This window comes from Bacillus sp. C-3-6 (genome assembly GCF_054509685.1).
Map to the genome: position 1 here is coordinate 1,059,568 of NZ_CM137247.1, position 15,841 is coordinate 1,075,408.

The window sequence follows — 15,841 nt, forward strand, 5'->3', positions numbered from 1 at the left end:
TTTTGTTATAGGGAAAAGAGTCGTTTAATCCATATATTAGTACAACTACAGCACACATGTATTAATACGTATGCAAAAAGGAGTATGCTTCTATTTCAGGGAAATCTGTGGAATTTTTGATATAAATGGTATACTAAAATATAAATAGTATTAGGAGGTTATATATGATAAGTCAGTTGAAAAGAGAAGCACTTGATGCATTAAAAGGAAGATGGGGATTAGCGGTAGGGGCAACTTTATTAATTGGAATCCTTATTGGAGCTGTTGAAATGCTAACAACAGGTATTTTCTCGATATTTTGGGGTTGGGAAGAGGCAAGTGATTCACTTACAGTAAGTATTATAGTAATGCTTGTTATTGGTCCATTAACAATAGGTGCCTATTATCTTGTTTTAAATGCAATTCGTGGGACTGATGCTCGCATTGGTCATATATTTAGATGGTTTAGCGATGGAAGTAAGTTGATGAAGTCGTTTTTAACATATTTACTAATGTATGTATACTTGACTCTATGGACATTACTTCTTATTATTCCAGGTATTATTAAATCATTTTCTTATTCTATGACATATTTTATTTTGAATGATCATCCAGAATATACAGCGAATCAAGCGATTACTGAGAGTCGTCATATGATGAATGGACATAAAATGGATTACTTTTTACTATGCTTAAGTTTCTTAGGCTGGTTCATATTAAGTATTCTTACTATAGGAATCGGTTTCTTATGGTTAGCACCGTATTTCTACGCGACATCAGCCGCATTTTATGAAGAGATTTCAAAAGAATATTATAAAAAAGAAGGCACTACTTTCTAATAACCACCTATCCCCTAAAGAATATAGGGCACAGATAGTTTAGATGTTCTGTTTAGGGGGGATTTCAGGATAAGGTATAGGTTTTTATATAAAAATTATGCCCTCTATGTTTTAGCATAGAGGGCTATTTTTTTTGTGAAAGTAATGAATAATATATGTGAAACAAAAAAAGTGAGGTGAATGAGAGTGAGCAAATTTTTAATACCGTATTCGTTTTCTATATTAAGTTTCTTTATTTCAGTAACGGCACTTGATTTATATGATAGGATGGGAAACAATAGTGAGCTGGTTTCGCCGAACATAATCGGTAAGATAATTCAATCTACTGCGCAAATGGGAGTCCTTACATTATATTTCGGAGTACCTATCATTTTAGGTGGCTGTCTACTTGGTGAGCTATTGTTTAGAGGTATCATTTTACGATTTAAACTAAGCTATATTCTATCTTTATTATTATATTTACTTTTAGCTTTTAGTATTGTTTCTGTAACGATTGGAATTCCAACTACATATGAGGATTCTAATACTACTTTCATGGTAATAACTATGATTTGCGCTGTTACATTCTTTATGGGCCGGAATATATGGGAGAAAAAAGAAATGAATAATGGAGTAACGGAATGAAATATACATGTCCGTGCTGCGGGTATAGAACAATAGAAGAAGAACCACCAGGTACATATGAAATTTGTAATATATGTTACTGGGAAGATGATGAGGTACAGTTTAACGATCCTGACTTTGAAGGCGGGGCAAATGAAGTCTCGTTAAGACAAGCACAGAAAAACTTCATTGCATTTGGTGCTTGCGAGGAATGTTTTGTGAAATCAGTTAGAAAGCCGACTAGCGAAGATGTGAAGGATACTAGTTGGAAGCAAATTAGTTAAATAGATTTAAATAAAAATGTTATTACTCGATGTAACAAGAGTAATAACATTTTTTTATGTAATGATGAAAGAATTAACGGCGTCTTATAAGGTAAAATAATAAAGATGATAACGTAATAGGTAGGCCTGTTTCCAAAAAGGCTTCTAAATTAAAGGATAGAAAATATCGGTCGTTAAACAACATAAAGAAGAAATGATTGTAGGAAATACCTAACACTATAAATAAAGGAATACCGATTTTTAATTCGTGACTTCCTTTTATTTTTCTATAACAAAATTCGCCTATTAAACAAGCGATAAGAACAGGAATACTTCCAAGAATTGAAAGCATAATAATAGATACCCAAATCGGCCCCCATGAATCCGCATAATTTGGAACGCTTGTATACTGTAAAACATTCACAATGATAGAAAAAAACAGTAAGCATATTAAATAACTAATAGAAAATTTTTTCAATGGAATCATCCTTATAAAATTTCACTTTATTTTTATGAAAATATAAACCTCTTTAAATTATAGATTAGATGTATAAGGATAATCAATTTTTATACATTTCGTGTTTATGGATATATTTTCGATGAATATAAAAGTATAGATGTATAGTCAATGTTATGTATTTGATGTTATCATATTGAATGATATGGAAATTTTTAATAGAATAAGTAACTAAAAATTCAAAGGTAATGCAGCTTTTGTTGTATAAAGAAAATACTTAGTAGTAATCAACAATATTAAAAATAAGATTCGTATTTATATAAATTTAGTAGAAATGGGGTTTTAAAAAGGAATGAGTATCAGCATAACGCGGCAAAAGATTTTGGCGGCCGCTTCTCAAATTGTGCAATGTAAAGGGGTTGCTAAATTAACCTTAGAAGCAGTGGCAAAAGAGGCGGGTGTAAGTAAAGGTGGATTATTGTATCACTTTGCAAATAAAGAAGCTTTAATAGAAGGTATGATAGTCAGAGGGATAGAGGATAATGAGGGCGCTATTTACAATAAAGTAGCGGAAGACTCAGAGAGGAAAGGGAGATGGGTTCGCTCTTTTGTAGAGGAAAGATTAAGTAATGAGAGAAGAACAGAAGAGTTGTCTAGTAGTATGATGGCAGCATTCATGTTAAAACCTGAATTACTTGAGCCATTACAACAATCATTTCAGCAACTGCAAAAGAATATAGAAAACGATGAGATAGATTCAGTTTGTGCAACAATTATTAGATTAGCAGCAGATGGATTATGGTATTCGGAATATTTAGGGGTTGGCAGACTAAGCCCCGAGTTAAGAGAAAAAGTGATTCAAGCTCTTATTAGTAATTCATATAAATAGAATATACGAACTATATAATGCGAAAACAATTCACCATTACTTATTTAATGTAGTGGTGAATTGTTTTTTTTATTAGAAAAATAGAACAATTTTATAGAGTATTGAATTATAACCGTCCAGACGGTATAGTAATATTTGGTTTAAGAGGAAAATGAAACAAAAAAAGAATAAAAGATATTTTTAGCACACTATTCGAAAGGATAGGCCGCAAAGCTTAGAGTCTACGGTAATACATATTGGTTACTAAGATCGTCTGGTTGCACATTTTTGATGCAACCGGACGGTCTTTTTTTGTTATATAAATATAAAAAAATAGGAGGGAACTATGCAAATGAAAAGTACTAAAAGGCATATTTCAATGGTTTCATTAGTTTTTCTAGTATTATTTTCAGTGCTGAATGTGTGGGCTCCAGTTATTCAAGCTGCTGTGATGAAAAGTCCAGTGGACGAAATTAATATTTCCCGTACTGATGGCACGACATCTGAACCGTATCAAGCCTCAGATGGTATGAAAGTAGAAGTGAAGTGGTCAGCTAAAGAAAAAATAAAAAGTGGAGATCAATTCACAATTGATATGCCAAAAGAGTTTCGAAAAGACCTTATGAATATGAGTTTTCCTTTAAAAGATGCTGAAGGAAAAACAGTTGGTACATGTGAGATGAAAAAGGGTCTATTAACGTGTACTATGGGTGATTACGTAGAAGGAAAGAATAACATTAAAGGTTCTTTATTCGTAGAATTCTACTTTGGTTTAGAAGCATATGATGGTGTTAAAGAAATTCCATTAGAATTTAACGTTGATGGTCAAATCGTTAATAAAGAAGTAAATGTAAGTAATACGACAGAGAGACCGAAGCCACAGCCCAATACAGATAATCTATTGAAATGGGGTTCTTATAATCAAGAAGATCCTTCGATTGCTGATTGGCTTGTATATGTAAATGCAACTGGAACAGAAATGCAAGATCTTAAATTAACAGATACATTAGGACCTGGACATGAGTTAATTACAGACAGCGTAGTATTAGAAGAGGCTGTATTTGAAGATGGTTATGCACCAACAAATATTAAGCCAGCAGATTTATCTAACATTAAAATTAATGCAACAAAGGCTGGATTTACAATTGAGTTTCCAGACAGTTCAAAAGGCTATATTTTAAGATATAAAACAAAGGTTACAAATCCTGCTGCGAAGCCTCATAAAAATACTGTGAAATTAGAAGGTAAAAATATTAAAACTGAAGAAAAAGTAGGACAAGTATTTGTAAGTGGTGGGGGAGGATCCGGTTCAGGTGACAATAATCCACCTAGCATTGAAAAAAATATAGTTGATGAGAATGGCAAGCTTGTAGAGAATGAGCAGTTAACAAAAATGGATCAAGTTATTCAATACCAAGTTGGTACACACATACCGAACGATCCTCCTAAATACACATCTATGGTAATTAGTGATGATTTAGAAGATGTTTTAGAAGTATTAGAGGCAAAAGTGTATGATCAAAATGGCCAAGATATTACTTCTAAAGGAACGTTAAATATAGATAAACAAAGAAGTGAAGTAACATTTACGTTTGGTGAGAGTTTTGACTATAAGTCGTATGAAGACCAGATAATTAATCTCAGTATCAAGGCGAAAATCAAAAATAATGCAGACTTATCTTCTTACGTAGATAAGAAGATTCCTAATAAAGCGGAATTACATTTTGATGATAAAACTTTAACATCAAAAGAAGTAACTATTACGCCGCCTGAAGCTCCAAAAGATGGTACAGTATCGCTTCATAAAATAGATTCTGAGAATCCGAACAAAGGGTTAAAAGCTGCCGAATTTGAAGTCCGAAATAGTGCAAATGAAGTTGTTGCAAAACTGAAAACGGACGAAAAAGGTTTTTCAGTACCTCAAACTTTAGCTCCTGGGACGTATAAAGTATATGAAACAGTAGCACCAGAAGGATATCAAAAATTAACAAGTCCAGTAGAGGTTACACTTCAAGCTGGAGAAACAAAAACAATTGAAATTAAAAATACTATGCAAAAGGGTCAAATTGAAGTAAAGAAAATTGATTCGGAAAATGGTGAGAAACCATTAGCAAATGCAGAGTTTGATATAGTAAAAGACGGTGTAGTAGTCGAACATATTGTTACAGATAAAGATGGTAAGGCAATCTCTAAACCGTTAGCACCAGGAAAATATATTTTAAAAGAAACAAAAGCACCTGAAGGCTACCAATTAAAAGAAACAGAGTTCGAAGTAAATGTAACAGGGGACGGCATATTCCCAATACAAGTGGAAAATGCAATGGTAGACAAAGGTAATATAGAAATTACAAAAGTGGACAAAGAAAACGGGGCAGTATTAGCCGGTGTCGAATTTGAAGTCCAAGATGAGAAAGATGGCGTAGTAAGAAAAGTAGTAACAGATAAAGAAGGAAAAGCAAACGTTTCAGATCTATCAGTAGGAAAGTACAAATTAGTAGAGACGAAAAGCTTACCAGGTTACAAAAATCTAGCAGAACCAGTACCATTTGAAATTACAAAAGGTATGACAAAAGCTTTAGTAATAAAAGTAGAAAATGAGCAGTTAGACAAAGGCTCAGTAGAAATTACAAAAATAGATAAAGATAGTCAAAAAGTATTAGAAGGCGTAGTCTTCGAAGTGCAAGATGAGCAAGGAAAAGTAGTAACAGAAGTAAAAACAGATAAAGATGGTAAAGCAAAAATCTCAGATTTATCAGTAGGAAAGTACAAATTAGTAGAGACGAAAAGTTTACCAGGCTACAAAAAGCTAACAGAGCCAGTATCATTCGAAATTAAAAAGGGTATGACAGAAGTCTTATCATTGAAAGTAGAAAATGAACAGTTAGATAAAGGTTCAGTAGAAATTACAAAAGTAGATAAAGACAACAAAAAAGCATTAAAAGGCGTAGTCTTTGAAGTGCAAGATGAAGCTGGAACAGTAGTAAAGGAAGTAAAAACAGATAAAGATGGTAAAGCAAAAATCTCAGATCTATCAGTAGGAAAGTACAAATTAGTAGAGAAAGAAAGTTTACCAGGCTATAAGAAACTAACAGATCCAGTATTATTTGAAATCAAAAAAGGCATGACTGAAGTTCTATCATTAAAAATAGAAAATGAAATGGTAGATACGGGAAATGTAGAGATAACAAAGATAGATAAAGATAATAAAGCACCGTTAGCGGGAGTAACATTCATCGTCCAAGATGAAAAGGGGAATGAAGTTACAAAAGTAACGACAGATAAAGAAGGAAAAGCAAATGTTTCAGATTTACCTGTAGGAAAGTATGAATTAGTAGAGGTAGAAAGTTTGCCTGGTTATAAAAAACTAGAAAAACCAGTATCATTTGAAATCAAAAAAGGCATGACCGAGGTTCTATCATTAAAAGTAGAAAATGAAATGGTGAATACAGGGAATGTAGAGATAACAAAAATAGATAAAGATAGTAAAGCTCCATTAGAAAATGTTGTATTTGAAGTACGTGATTCAAAAGGAAAAGTAGTTGCGAAAGTAACGACGGATAAAGAAGGAAAAGCAAACGTTTCAGATTTACCTATTGGGAAGTATGAGTTGGTGGAAGTAGAAACACCGGCAGGATACAAACCACTAGAAAAGCCAGTTTCATTCGAAATTGAAAAGGGTAGAGTAACAGCGCTAAAGCTAACAGTAGAAAATGAATTAGTGGATACAGGAAATGTAGATATTACAAAAGTAGATAAAGAAAATAAAGATGCTTTAGCTGATGCAGTATTTGAGATTCAAGATGCAGCAGGACAAGTAGTCGCTAAAATAACGACAGATAAAAAAGGACAAGCACAAGTTACTAATTTATCAGTCGGCACATACAAGTTAGTAGAAGTAAAGGCACCAAAAGGGTATAAACAATTAGTAGATCCGATTACTTTCCAAATTGAAAAAGGCATGACAAAATCTCTTGCTTTAACAGTAGAAAACGAAATGTTAGACAAGGGAAATGTGGAAGTAACAAAAGTAGATAAAGATAGTCAAAAAGTATTAGAAGGCGTAGTCTTCGAAGTTCAAGACGACAAAGGCAAAGTAGTAACAGAAGTAACGACAGATAAAGATGGAAAAGCAAACGTTTCAGATCTATCAGTAGGAAAATACAAATTAGTAGAGACGAAGAGCTTACCAGGTTACAAAAAATTAATAGAACCAGTATCATTCGAAATCAAAAAAGGTATGACGAAAGTTTTATCATTGAAAGTAGAGAACGAACAGTTAGATAAAGGTTCAGTAGAGATTACAAAAGTGGACAAAGAAAGTGGCGCAGTATTAGCGGGCGTAACATTCGAAGTGCAAGATGAAAAAGATAAAGTAGTAACAAAAGTAACGACAGATAAAGAAGGAAAAGCAACAATTTCAGATTTATCAGTAGGAAAATATAAGCTAGTAGAGGTAGAGAGCTTACCAGGATATAAAAAACTAGCGAAACCAGTATCGTTTGAAATTAAAAAAGGCATGACAGAAGTCTTATCACTAAAAGTAGAGAATGAACAGTTAGATAAAGGTTCAGTAGAAATTACAAAAGTGGACAAAGACAGCCAGAAGGCATTAGAAGGCGTAACATTCGAAGTGCAAGATGAAAAAGGCAAAGTAGTAACGAAAGTAAAAACAGATAAAGAAGGAAAAGCGAAAATTTCAGATCTATCTGTAGGGAATTACAAACTAGTAGAAGTAGAAAGCTTACCAGGCTACAAAAAGCTAACAGAGCCAGTATCATTCGAAATTAAAAAGGGTATGACAGAAGTCTTATCATTAAAAGTAGAGAATGAACAGTTAGACAAAGGTTCAGTAGAAATTACAAAAGTAGATAAAGATAGCCAAAAAGTATTAGAAGGCGTAGTCTTCGAAGTTCAAGACGACAAAGGCAAAGTAGTAACAGAAGTAACGACAGATAAAGATGGAAAAGCAAACGTTTCAGATCTATCAGTAGGAAAATACAAATTAGTAGAGACGAAGAGCTTACCAGGTTATAAAAAATTAACGGAACCAGTATCATTCGAAATCAAAAAAGGTATGACGAAAGTTTTATCATTGAAAGTAGAGAACGAACAGTTAGATAAAGGTTCAGTAGAGATTACAAAAGTGGACAAAGAAAGTGGCGCAGTATTAGCGGGCGTAACATTCGAAGTGCAAGATGAAAAAGATAAAGTAGTAACAAAAGTAACGACAGATAAAGAAGGACAAGCAACAATTTCAGATTTACCAGTAGGAAAATATAAGCTAGTAGAGGTAGAAAGCTTACCAGGATATAAAAAATTAGCAAAACCAGTATCGTTTGAAATTAAAAAAGGCATGACAGAAGTCTTATCACTAAAAGTAGAGAATGAACAGTTAGATAAAGGTTCAGTAGAAATTACAAAAGTGGACAAAGACAGCCAGAAGGTATTAGAAGGCGTAACATTCGAAGTGCAAGATGAAAAAGGCAAAGTAGTAACGAAAGTAACAACAGATAAAGAAGGAAAAGCAAAAATTTCAGATCTATCTGTAGGAAGTTACAAACTAGTAGAAGTAGAGAATTTACCAGGCTACAAAAAATTAACAGAGCCAGTATCATTCGAAATTAAAAAGGGTATGACAGAAGTCTTATCATTAAAAGTAGAGAATGAACAGTTAGACAAAGGTTCAGTAGAAATTACAAAAGTAGATAAAGATAGTCAAAAAGTATTAGAAGGCGTAGTTTTCGAAGTACAAGACGAACAAGGCAAAGTAGTAACGGAAGTAAAAACAGATAAAAATGGTAAAGCAAAAATCTCAGACTTATCTGTAGGAAAGTACAAATTAGTAGAGAAAGAAAGCTTACCAGGTTACAAACAATTAACAGAACCAGTATCGTTTGAAATCAAAAAAGGAATGACAGAAGTTCTATCATTAAAAATAGAAAATGAAATGGTAGATACGGGAAATGTAGAAATTACAAAAATAGATAAAGATAATAAGGCACCGTTAGCAGGTGTAGTCTTTGAAGTTCAAGACGACAAAGGCAAGGTGGTAACGAAAGTAACGACAGATAAAGCTGGAAAAGCAACAGTTTCAGATTTATCAGTAGGAAAGTACAAGTTAGTAGAAGTAGAGAGTTTACCAGGCTACAAAAAATTAGAAAAGCCTGTACCATTTGAAATTAAAAAAGGTATGACAAAATCTTTAACGTTCACTGTAGAAAATGAAATGGTAGATACGGGGAATGTAGAAATCACAAAAATAGATAAAGACAGTAAAGCACCATTAGAAAATGTTGTATTTGAAGTACGTGATTCAAAAGGAAAAGTAGTTGCAAAAGTAACAACGGATAAAGAAGGAAAAGCAAACGTTTCAGATTTATCTATTGGAAAGTATGAGTTAGTAGAAGTAGAAACACCGGCAGGATACAAACCACTAGAAAAGCCAGTTTCATTCGAAATTGAAAAAGGTAGAGTTACAGCATTACAATTGACTGTAGAAAATGAATTAGTGGATGTAGGAAATGTAGAAATTACAAAAGTAGACAAAGAAACGAAAGATGCTTTAGCTGATGCTGTATTTGAGATTCAAGATGAAGCAGGACAAGTAGTTGCTAAAATAACGACAGATAAAAAAGGACAAGTACAAGTTACTAATTTATCAGTTGGAACATACAAGTTAGTAGAAGTAAAAGCACCAAAAGGATATAAGCAATTGGTAGATCCGATTACTTTCCAAATTGAAAAAGGCATGACAAAATCTCTTGCTTTAACAGTAGAAAATGAAATGTTAGACAAGGGAAATGTAGAAGTAACAAAAGTAGATAAAGATAGCCAAAAAGTATTAGAAGGCGTAGTCTTCGAAGTACAAGATGAGCAAGGTAAAGTAGTAACAGAAGTAACGACAGATAAAGAAGGAAAAGCAACAGTTTCAGATCTATCAGTAGGAAAATACAAATTAGTAGAGACGAAGAGCTTACCAGGTTACAAGAAGTTAACGGAACCAGTATCATTCGAAATTAAAAAAGGTATGACAAAATTCTTATCATTGAAAGTAGAGAATGAAAAGTTAGACAAAGGTTCAGTGGAGATTACAAAAATGGCCGCTGAAAGCAAGGAAGTCTTATCAGGAGCTGTGTTTGAAGTTCATGATGACAAGGGAAAAGTAGTAGTGAAAGTAACAACAGATAAAGATGGAAAGGCAAAAATCGCAGATCTATCTGTAGGTAACTACACACTAGTAGAAGTAGAAGCACCAAAAGGATATGAAAAATTAACTAATCCAATTCCATTTGAAATTACAAATGGAATGATAAATGCAGTTCAATTAGAAGTATTAAACAAATTGAATCATTTAGCACCACCAGGTCCAGAAACACCAGATCCAGAAAAACCTGGAACACCGAATCCAGAGAAACCTGGAACACCAAATCCAGAAAAACCTGGAACACCAGATCCAGAAAAACCTGGAACACCAGATCCAGAAAAACCTGGAACACCAGATCCAGAAAAGCCTGGAACACCGAATCCAGAAAAACCTGGAACACCAGATCCAGAAAAGCCTGGAACACCGAATTCAGAAAAACCGGAAAAAGAATTACCGAAGACAGGGCAGAAAATGCCTGTGGAACCATATATGGGAGCACTTCTTGTAATGATGAGTTTTGGATTATTCGTATTAGGTAGAAAACAGCAGAGATAATAAAAGTGAAAAGGTATCCTCAAAGTATTTGAGGATACCTTTTTTAGCATAAAAAAAGCATCTAGCAAAAGAACTAGATGCAAATAAAAACACATGGGAAGACAAAATTCTTCCCGTTTCCCGTATGTAATTATATCAAAAAATTTATAAAAAACTAGCTATATTTAAAATATAATTTTAAAAAAAGTTATATACATAAATAATTGCAATACTCGCAGTTTTATCTTCCTGAAAAAGTTATTTCTTTAGTTCCGAATATTAAGACTAATGTTGATAAATCTTCAGATAATTAGAAATAATGTCCAAAAGGATATATAATATTGCTTAAGAAATAGTTTTAATGGATTACATATATTTCATTTGGTGTATTAATTGAATATCATAATTTTTAATTTTATTAAGCAAGAATCTCGGTTACTTATTGCATTTCTAACATAGGGTGAGATAGAAAAATACAATAGTGTGGAGGTTTTTATAATGACGTTTGTTCTTAGTAAAATGAGTGGCTTTAGCATAGAAGAAAAGGTACATGAATTTGAATCTAAAGGGTTTCTTGAAATCTCAAATGAAATCTTTTTACAAGAGGAAGAGAATCATCGCTTATTAACACAAGCACAGTTAGATTATTATAATTTGGAAGATGATGCGTACGGTGAATGCCGTGCTAGATCTTATTCAAGGTATATAAAGTATGTTGATTCACCAGATTATATTTTAGATAATAGTAATGATTACTTCCAATCTAAAGAATATAACTATGATGATGGCGGGAAAGTTAGACAGTTTAATAGCATAAATGATAGCTTTTTATATAATCCTTTAATTCAAAATATGGTGCGTTTCGATACTGAATTTGCATTTAAAACAAATATAATAGATACAAGTAAAGACTTAATTATAGGTTTACATCAAGTAAGATATAAAGCTACTAAAGAAAGACCATCTTTTAGTTCACCTATTTGGTTACATAAAGATGATGAACCAGTAGTGTTTTTACACCTTATGAATTTAAGTAATACAGCTATTGGTGGAGATAATTTAATAGCTAATTCTCCTCGGGAAATTAATCAGTTTATAAGTTTGAAGGAGCCGTTAGAAACTTTAGTATTTGGACAAAAGGTCTTCCATGCCGTAACGCCACTTGGAACAGAATGTAGTACGGAGGCTTTTCGTGATATTTTATTAGTAACATTTTCTTATAAGGAGACAAAATGAGAGAGAATAAAATAATTATGATTTCTGGAGCCAATAGCGGTATAGGTCATGCTTGTATAAAATACTTTTTAGAAAAATCATTTCATGTAATAGCTCTTGATATTAATAATAATAACTTAATAGATTATATGAAAACAGATATGCCTTTGAAAGTAGTGCAAATTGATTTAAGTAATAGCGAAGCGATTCATAATCTTTTTACTCAATTAGATTTAGAAAAGCTTTCTCCTGATATATTAATAAATGCAGCTGGTATTCGAGAGATAACACCTGTTTTACATTTATCCGATGATATGTTTAAAAAAGTAATTGATGTAAATTTAGTAGCCCCATTTATCCTTTCTAGGGAAGTAGCTAAGCGATGGTGTGAATCGAAAATAAAAGGTTGTATTGTGAATATAGCATCGGTTTCTGGATTAATGGCTGAACCAGAGCGAGCTGCTTATGTGGCATCAAAGCATGCCTTAATCGGATTGACTAAACAGATGGCTATGGAATTTGGGAAGCAAAATATAAGAGTAAATAGTATTTCTCCCGGTGTTATTAGAACTGAACTTACAGAAGAATACTTTAGTAATAAATCCTTGATGTCTATGATAAAAAGTAATCAATCTTTAGATACTTGGGGGTTGCCGCAGGATATTGTTTCATGTATTGATTACTTGATTTCTGATCAGGCCCGCTTTATTACTGGTTCTAATTTTGTAATTGATGGTGGTTGGACTGCAGGGAAAAATTTGTAATTGAGTGTTTTTGAGGAAAAGCACCTGTCCTTTTTTAGGCTGGTGTTTTTCTCACTATAAACCGAGTTTTTATTGGAGGGGAATTAATTTGCTTCAAAAAAGTTTTAAGCAAGAGAAAACGGTACCGGCCTTAAAGATGATAGCATCAATGGTTATCTTTGGATCAGTTGGATTTTTTTCTGTTCAAACAAACTTACCTTCGTTTGAATTAGTGTTTGTAAGGTGTATTTTTGCGACAATATTTTTAAGTGTATGTTGGTTGCTTACAGGGCAATATAAACAAGATAAATGGGAACGAAAAGAAGTTATTCAAGTTTTAATATGTGGTTTTTTCTTAGTATTTAATTGGGTTTTCTTATTTAAAGCCTTTGAAAATATGTCAGTTACAATTGCTATCTCAGTTTATCATCTTGCACCAGTAATTGTACTGTTAATTGGAAGTATCGTCTTTAAAGAAAAATTAACATTAATATCTATCATTTCAATAGTTGTGTGTTTTGTGGGAGCTTTATTAATTGCTGGTATCGATGGAAGCTTCTCTTTCGGTTCATTAATGTCTTCGGGTATGATATGGGGATTTCTTGCAGCTCTCTTTTATGCATTTACAACTTTATTTGGTAAAGGGATTAACAAAATGAGTGCGTATGCAATGACATTTTTACAAACATTCTTGGGGATATTTCTTTTAATACCATTTATAGATTTAGATGCTTTTAGTGGCCTCACTCAAAGTAATTGGACATATATTATAGCTACTGGTTTTATTCACACAGGGATAGTGTATTATCTGTTTTTTGATAGTTTACGCCATTTATCTACAAAAACAATCTCAATATTAGTTTTTTTAGATCCGGCAGTGGCAATATTATTAGATACTGTACTTACTGGATTCCGTCCAACTTTAATGCAAATAACAGGAATTCTTTTTATTTTTATTGGCATGACTTTAACATTAAAAAAATCTAAAGATAAAAAACTGAGCCAAAAAGAAAAGCGAATTGAAAGCGATGCTAGTATATCTCAACAATAATGAAATATATTGTGTATAAAACGATAAACCTTGCATGAATCATGCAGGGTTTATTTGGTTCAATATAATTCATATTTATAATATGTAATTTTAAAAACTGAGGTATGTTTTTTAACATGCTTTTGATTCAACTATTTTTATTTGACTATAAATTTACAAAATTGTATATAAAACCTTATTTTTTGATAATATATAAGTAATAAATTCATAGAATTGGAGTGATGAGATGCAGCCGTTAGAAAGGGAGATTCATTCTAATATGCTGAAAGTGTGGAGGATTCACGCTTTAATTGGGGCGGCAGTTATACTAACAGTCGTAATTGCGTATTTCTTTTTTATGATTAACTTTAACTGGTGGGGCTGGTTGTTTGGACTATTAGTAACAGGAGCCATTATATTTATTCCACTTGATTATTTTGTGTTTCCAAATTTACGTCAGCGCTATTATAGTTACAGATTAAATGAAGAAGAGATTGAGATTCAAAAGGGAATGTTCGTTGTAAAACGCGTACTTATTCCGATGATCCGTGTGCAGCACGTAACGATTGAGCAAGGGCCGATTATGAGAAAGTATAATTTAGCAGAATTACACATTTCAACAGCCGCAACTTCTCATAGTATCCCAGGTTTAACGAAAGAAGAAGCAGAACAGCTGAAAAGACAAATTGGAGAACTTGCGAAAGTGAGTGATGAGGATGTATAAGAGGCAACATCCGATCACGATATTGTTAGGTATTAGGGTTGCGAGTTTGTTGCCACTTATTATTCTTGTTTTATTTAAACCTGATGAACAAGTGGAACCTTGGTATTTATTTTATCTTTTCCTTCTGGTTGTTTTATTCATCATGGCTATTTTTTCAGCAATTAAATGGTATTTTAAAGTGTACTGGATTGAGAATAATATTTTACATATAAAGCACGGTGTTTTTGTAAAGAAGGAAAGCTATTTAAATAAAGAGCGTGTACAAAATATTAGTACATCTTCTAACGCCATTTATCAAATGCTCGGACTTATGAAGCTAAATATAGAAGTAGCAGGCGGCGGTAGTGAGCCAGAAGTGATGTTGGCTGGTATTAAAGAAGACGAGGCAAAACATTTAATCTCTTTATTACATAAGAAAGAAACTACTGTAAAAGAAGAAATAGAAGAGGAAGAAAGCAAGACGGTTTATCAGTTAACAACGAAAGAGGTTTTAGCCGCAGCGATTACATCTGGTCGGTTCGGACTAGTGTTCTCTGGACTAGTACTTCTTTACACAAAGTTTGATTTTGTTCTTCCTGAAGGATTCACAAGTAAAGTAGAAGCGTATGTGATGGGAAACGGTGTTTATAAACTAATTGTAATTGCATTAATTTTAATGGTAATTTCATGGATTATTTCCACGGCTGGATATGTGTTGAAATATGCAAACTTTAAAATTGAGCGAAAAGGGGAAGAGATTCGTATCGTTCAAGGATTATTTGAAAAGAAAGAGTTTGTCTTAAAATTGCACCGCATTCAAGCGATTACTGTAAAAGAAGGTATGCTTCGCCAGCCGTTTGGTTATTGTGCTGTTGAAGTGGAAGCAATTCAAAGTATTGGAGCAGCAAGTAACGAAGTAATGTTGCATCCATTTATGAAGAAAAAAGATGTACAGCACCTGCTCACATATTTAGAGTTACCTTATGAAATCGAAGCGGAGATCGTTCACTTACCAAAAACAGCGTTGCATCGTTATTTCATTATGGGCTGGTCAATAAGTATCATACTCACAGTTCTAATTGCCAGCGTGAGTATATATTTTAAACAATATATTGCGTTGTTTGTTATTTTACCGTTATTTATCGTGTTTTCGTTACTTGCGTATGCTAGATATAAAAGTGGCGGTTATGAATTAAGAGAAAATCAACTAACGGTTGTATATCGTAATTTTTCGAAATATACAGGAATAATGCGAAGAAGACATGTTCAAGTAGTAGGTTATGATCAATCGTATTTTCAAAGAAAAGATGAATTATGTACAACTCTTGTAGCGGTAGCCGGGCGCGGTTATGAAGTAAAGCATATGAGAAAAAAAGATTCACTTCGTATATATAATTGGTACAAAGAAAAAGGAAACACCGGTGTGTAATGGTGTTTCCTTTTTGTGTCATGATTTGTCGATA

At 32.9% G+C, this 15,841-nt stretch carries 11 protein-coding genes and 1 riboswitch; of the genes, 10 read left to right on the forward strand and 1 reads right to left on the reverse strand.

The window, feature by feature from the left end; all coding sequences use genetic code 11:
• The first annotated feature begins 164 nt into the window (after positions 1 to 164).
• The 3 genes from ACW0JX_RS05455 to ACW0JX_RS05465 all read left to right on the forward strand — a co-directional run bounded on the left by ACW0JX_RS05455 (position 165) and on the right by ACW0JX_RS05465 (position 1,705).
• A complete protein-coding gene (locus tag ACW0JX_RS05455) occupies positions 165 to 818 on the forward strand; it encodes a DUF975 family protein (RefSeq protein ID WP_000625399.1) in 654 nt (217 codons plus the stop codon).
• Between the two features lie 180 nt (positions 819 to 998).
• Positions 999 to 1,442: a hypothetical protein gene (locus ACW0JX_RS05460; RefSeq protein WP_078400421.1), complete on the forward strand. Its 444-nt coding sequence runs from the start codon at positions 999 to 1,001 to the stop codon at positions 1,440 to 1,442.
• Entirely contained in the window at positions 1,439 to 1,705 is a 267-nt protein-coding gene (locus ACW0JX_RS05465) for a CPCC family cysteine-rich protein (protein WP_000877837.1), read from the forward strand. The genes ACW0JX_RS05460 and ACW0JX_RS05465 overlap by 4 nt, the downstream gene beginning before the upstream one ends.
• A 73-nt stretch (positions 1,706 to 1,778) precedes the next feature.
• On the opposite strand, the gene ACW0JX_RS05470 is transcribed toward ACW0JX_RS05465, so the two are convergent.
• Entirely contained in the window at positions 1,779 to 2,162 is a 384-nt protein-coding gene (locus ACW0JX_RS05470) for a hypothetical protein (RefSeq protein WP_089170559.1), read from the reverse strand.
• Positions 2,163 to 2,493: 331 nt separating this feature from the next.
• Between ACW0JX_RS05470 and ACW0JX_RS05475 the strand changes: the two genes are divergently transcribed.
• From ACW0JX_RS05475 to ACW0JX_RS05505, 7 genes are all read left to right on the forward strand, one after another.
• Complete coding sequence (locus ACW0JX_RS05475; protein ID WP_000028013.1) at positions 2,494 to 3,030, forward strand: TetR/AcrR family transcriptional regulator; 537 nt, start codon at positions 2,494 to 2,496, stop codon at positions 3,028 to 3,030.
• A gap of 172 nt (positions 3,031 to 3,202) precedes the next feature.
• Positions 3,203 to 3,295: riboswitch (cyclic di-GMP riboswitch) on the forward strand.
• Between the two features lie 60 nt (positions 3,296 to 3,355).
• Complete coding sequence (locus ACW0JX_RS05480) at positions 3,356 to 10,708, forward strand: SpaA isopeptide-forming pilin-related protein (protein WP_459245471.1); 7,353 nt, start codon at positions 3,356 to 3,358, stop codon at positions 10,706 to 10,708.
• Between the two features lie 477 nt (positions 10,709 to 11,185).
• Positions 11,186 to 11,923, forward strand: a complete 738-nt coding sequence (locus tag ACW0JX_RS05485) for a 2OG-Fe dioxygenase family protein (protein ID WP_053565070.1) — start codon at positions 11,186 to 11,188, stop codon at positions 11,921 to 11,923.
• The gene (locus ACW0JX_RS05490; protein ID WP_141544836.1) at positions 11,920 to 12,666 is read left to right on the forward strand and encodes an SDR family NAD(P)-dependent oxidoreductase; all 747 of its coding nucleotides are present in this window, start codon (positions 11,920 to 11,922) and stop codon (positions 12,664 to 12,666) included. Before ACW0JX_RS05485 ends, ACW0JX_RS05490 begins: the two co-directional genes overlap by 4 nt.
• 88 nt (positions 12,667 to 12,754) lie before the next feature.
• The gene (locus ACW0JX_RS05495) at positions 12,755 to 13,696 is read left to right on the forward strand and encodes a DMT family transporter (protein ID WP_000939632.1); all 942 of its coding nucleotides are present in this window, start codon (positions 12,755 to 12,757) and stop codon (positions 13,694 to 13,696) included.
• A gap of 226 nt (positions 13,697 to 13,922) precedes the next feature.
• Positions 13,923 to 14,399 carry a PH domain-containing protein gene (locus tag ACW0JX_RS05500; protein WP_001182719.1) on the forward strand — a complete coding sequence of 159 codons (477 nt, stop codon included), beginning with the start codon at positions 13,923 to 13,925 and terminating at the stop codon, positions 14,397 to 14,399.
• The gene (locus ACW0JX_RS05505) at positions 14,392 to 15,807 is read left to right on the forward strand and encodes a PH domain-containing protein (RefSeq protein WP_459245472.1); all 1,416 of its coding nucleotides are present in this window, start codon (positions 14,392 to 14,394) and stop codon (positions 15,805 to 15,807) included. Before ACW0JX_RS05500 ends, ACW0JX_RS05505 begins: the two co-directional genes overlap by 8 nt.
• Positions 15,808 to 15,841 lie beyond the last annotated feature (34 nt).

Excerpts from the sequence above, each read along its gene's own strand:
- ACW0JX_RS05465 (WP_000877837.1), top strand. The coding sequence starts at position 1,439 with ATGAAATATACATGTCCGTGCTGCGGGTATAGAACAATAGAAGAAGAA.
- ACW0JX_RS05505 (WP_459245472.1), top strand. The coding sequence starts at position 14,392 with ATGTATAAGAGGCAACATCCGATCACGATATTGTTAGGTATTAGGGTT.
- ACW0JX_RS05480 (WP_459245471.1), top strand. The coding sequence starts at position 3,356 with ATGCAAATGAAAAGTACTAAAAGGCATATTTCAATGGTTTCATTAGTT.
- ACW0JX_RS05490 (WP_141544836.1), top strand. The coding sequence starts at position 11,920 with ATGAGAGAGAATAAAATAATTATGATTTCTGGAGCCAATAGCGGTATA.
- ACW0JX_RS05500 (WP_001182719.1), top strand. The coding sequence starts at position 13,923 with ATGCAGCCGTTAGAAAGGGAGATTCATTCTAATATGCTGAAAGTGTGG.
- ACW0JX_RS05460 (WP_078400421.1), top strand. The coding sequence starts at position 999 with ATGAGAGTGAGCAAATTTTTAATACCGTATTCGTTTTCTATATTAAGT.
- ACW0JX_RS05475 (WP_000028013.1), top strand. The coding sequence starts at position 2,494 with ATGAGTATCAGCATAACGCGGCAAAAGATTTTGGCGGCCGCTTCTCAA.
- ACW0JX_RS05455 (WP_000625399.1), top strand. The coding sequence starts at position 165 with ATGATAAGTCAGTTGAAAAGAGAAGCACTTGATGCATTAAAAGGAAGA.
- ACW0JX_RS05485 (WP_053565070.1), top strand. The coding sequence starts at position 11,186 with ATGACGTTTGTTCTTAGTAAAATGAGTGGCTTTAGCATAGAAGAAAAG.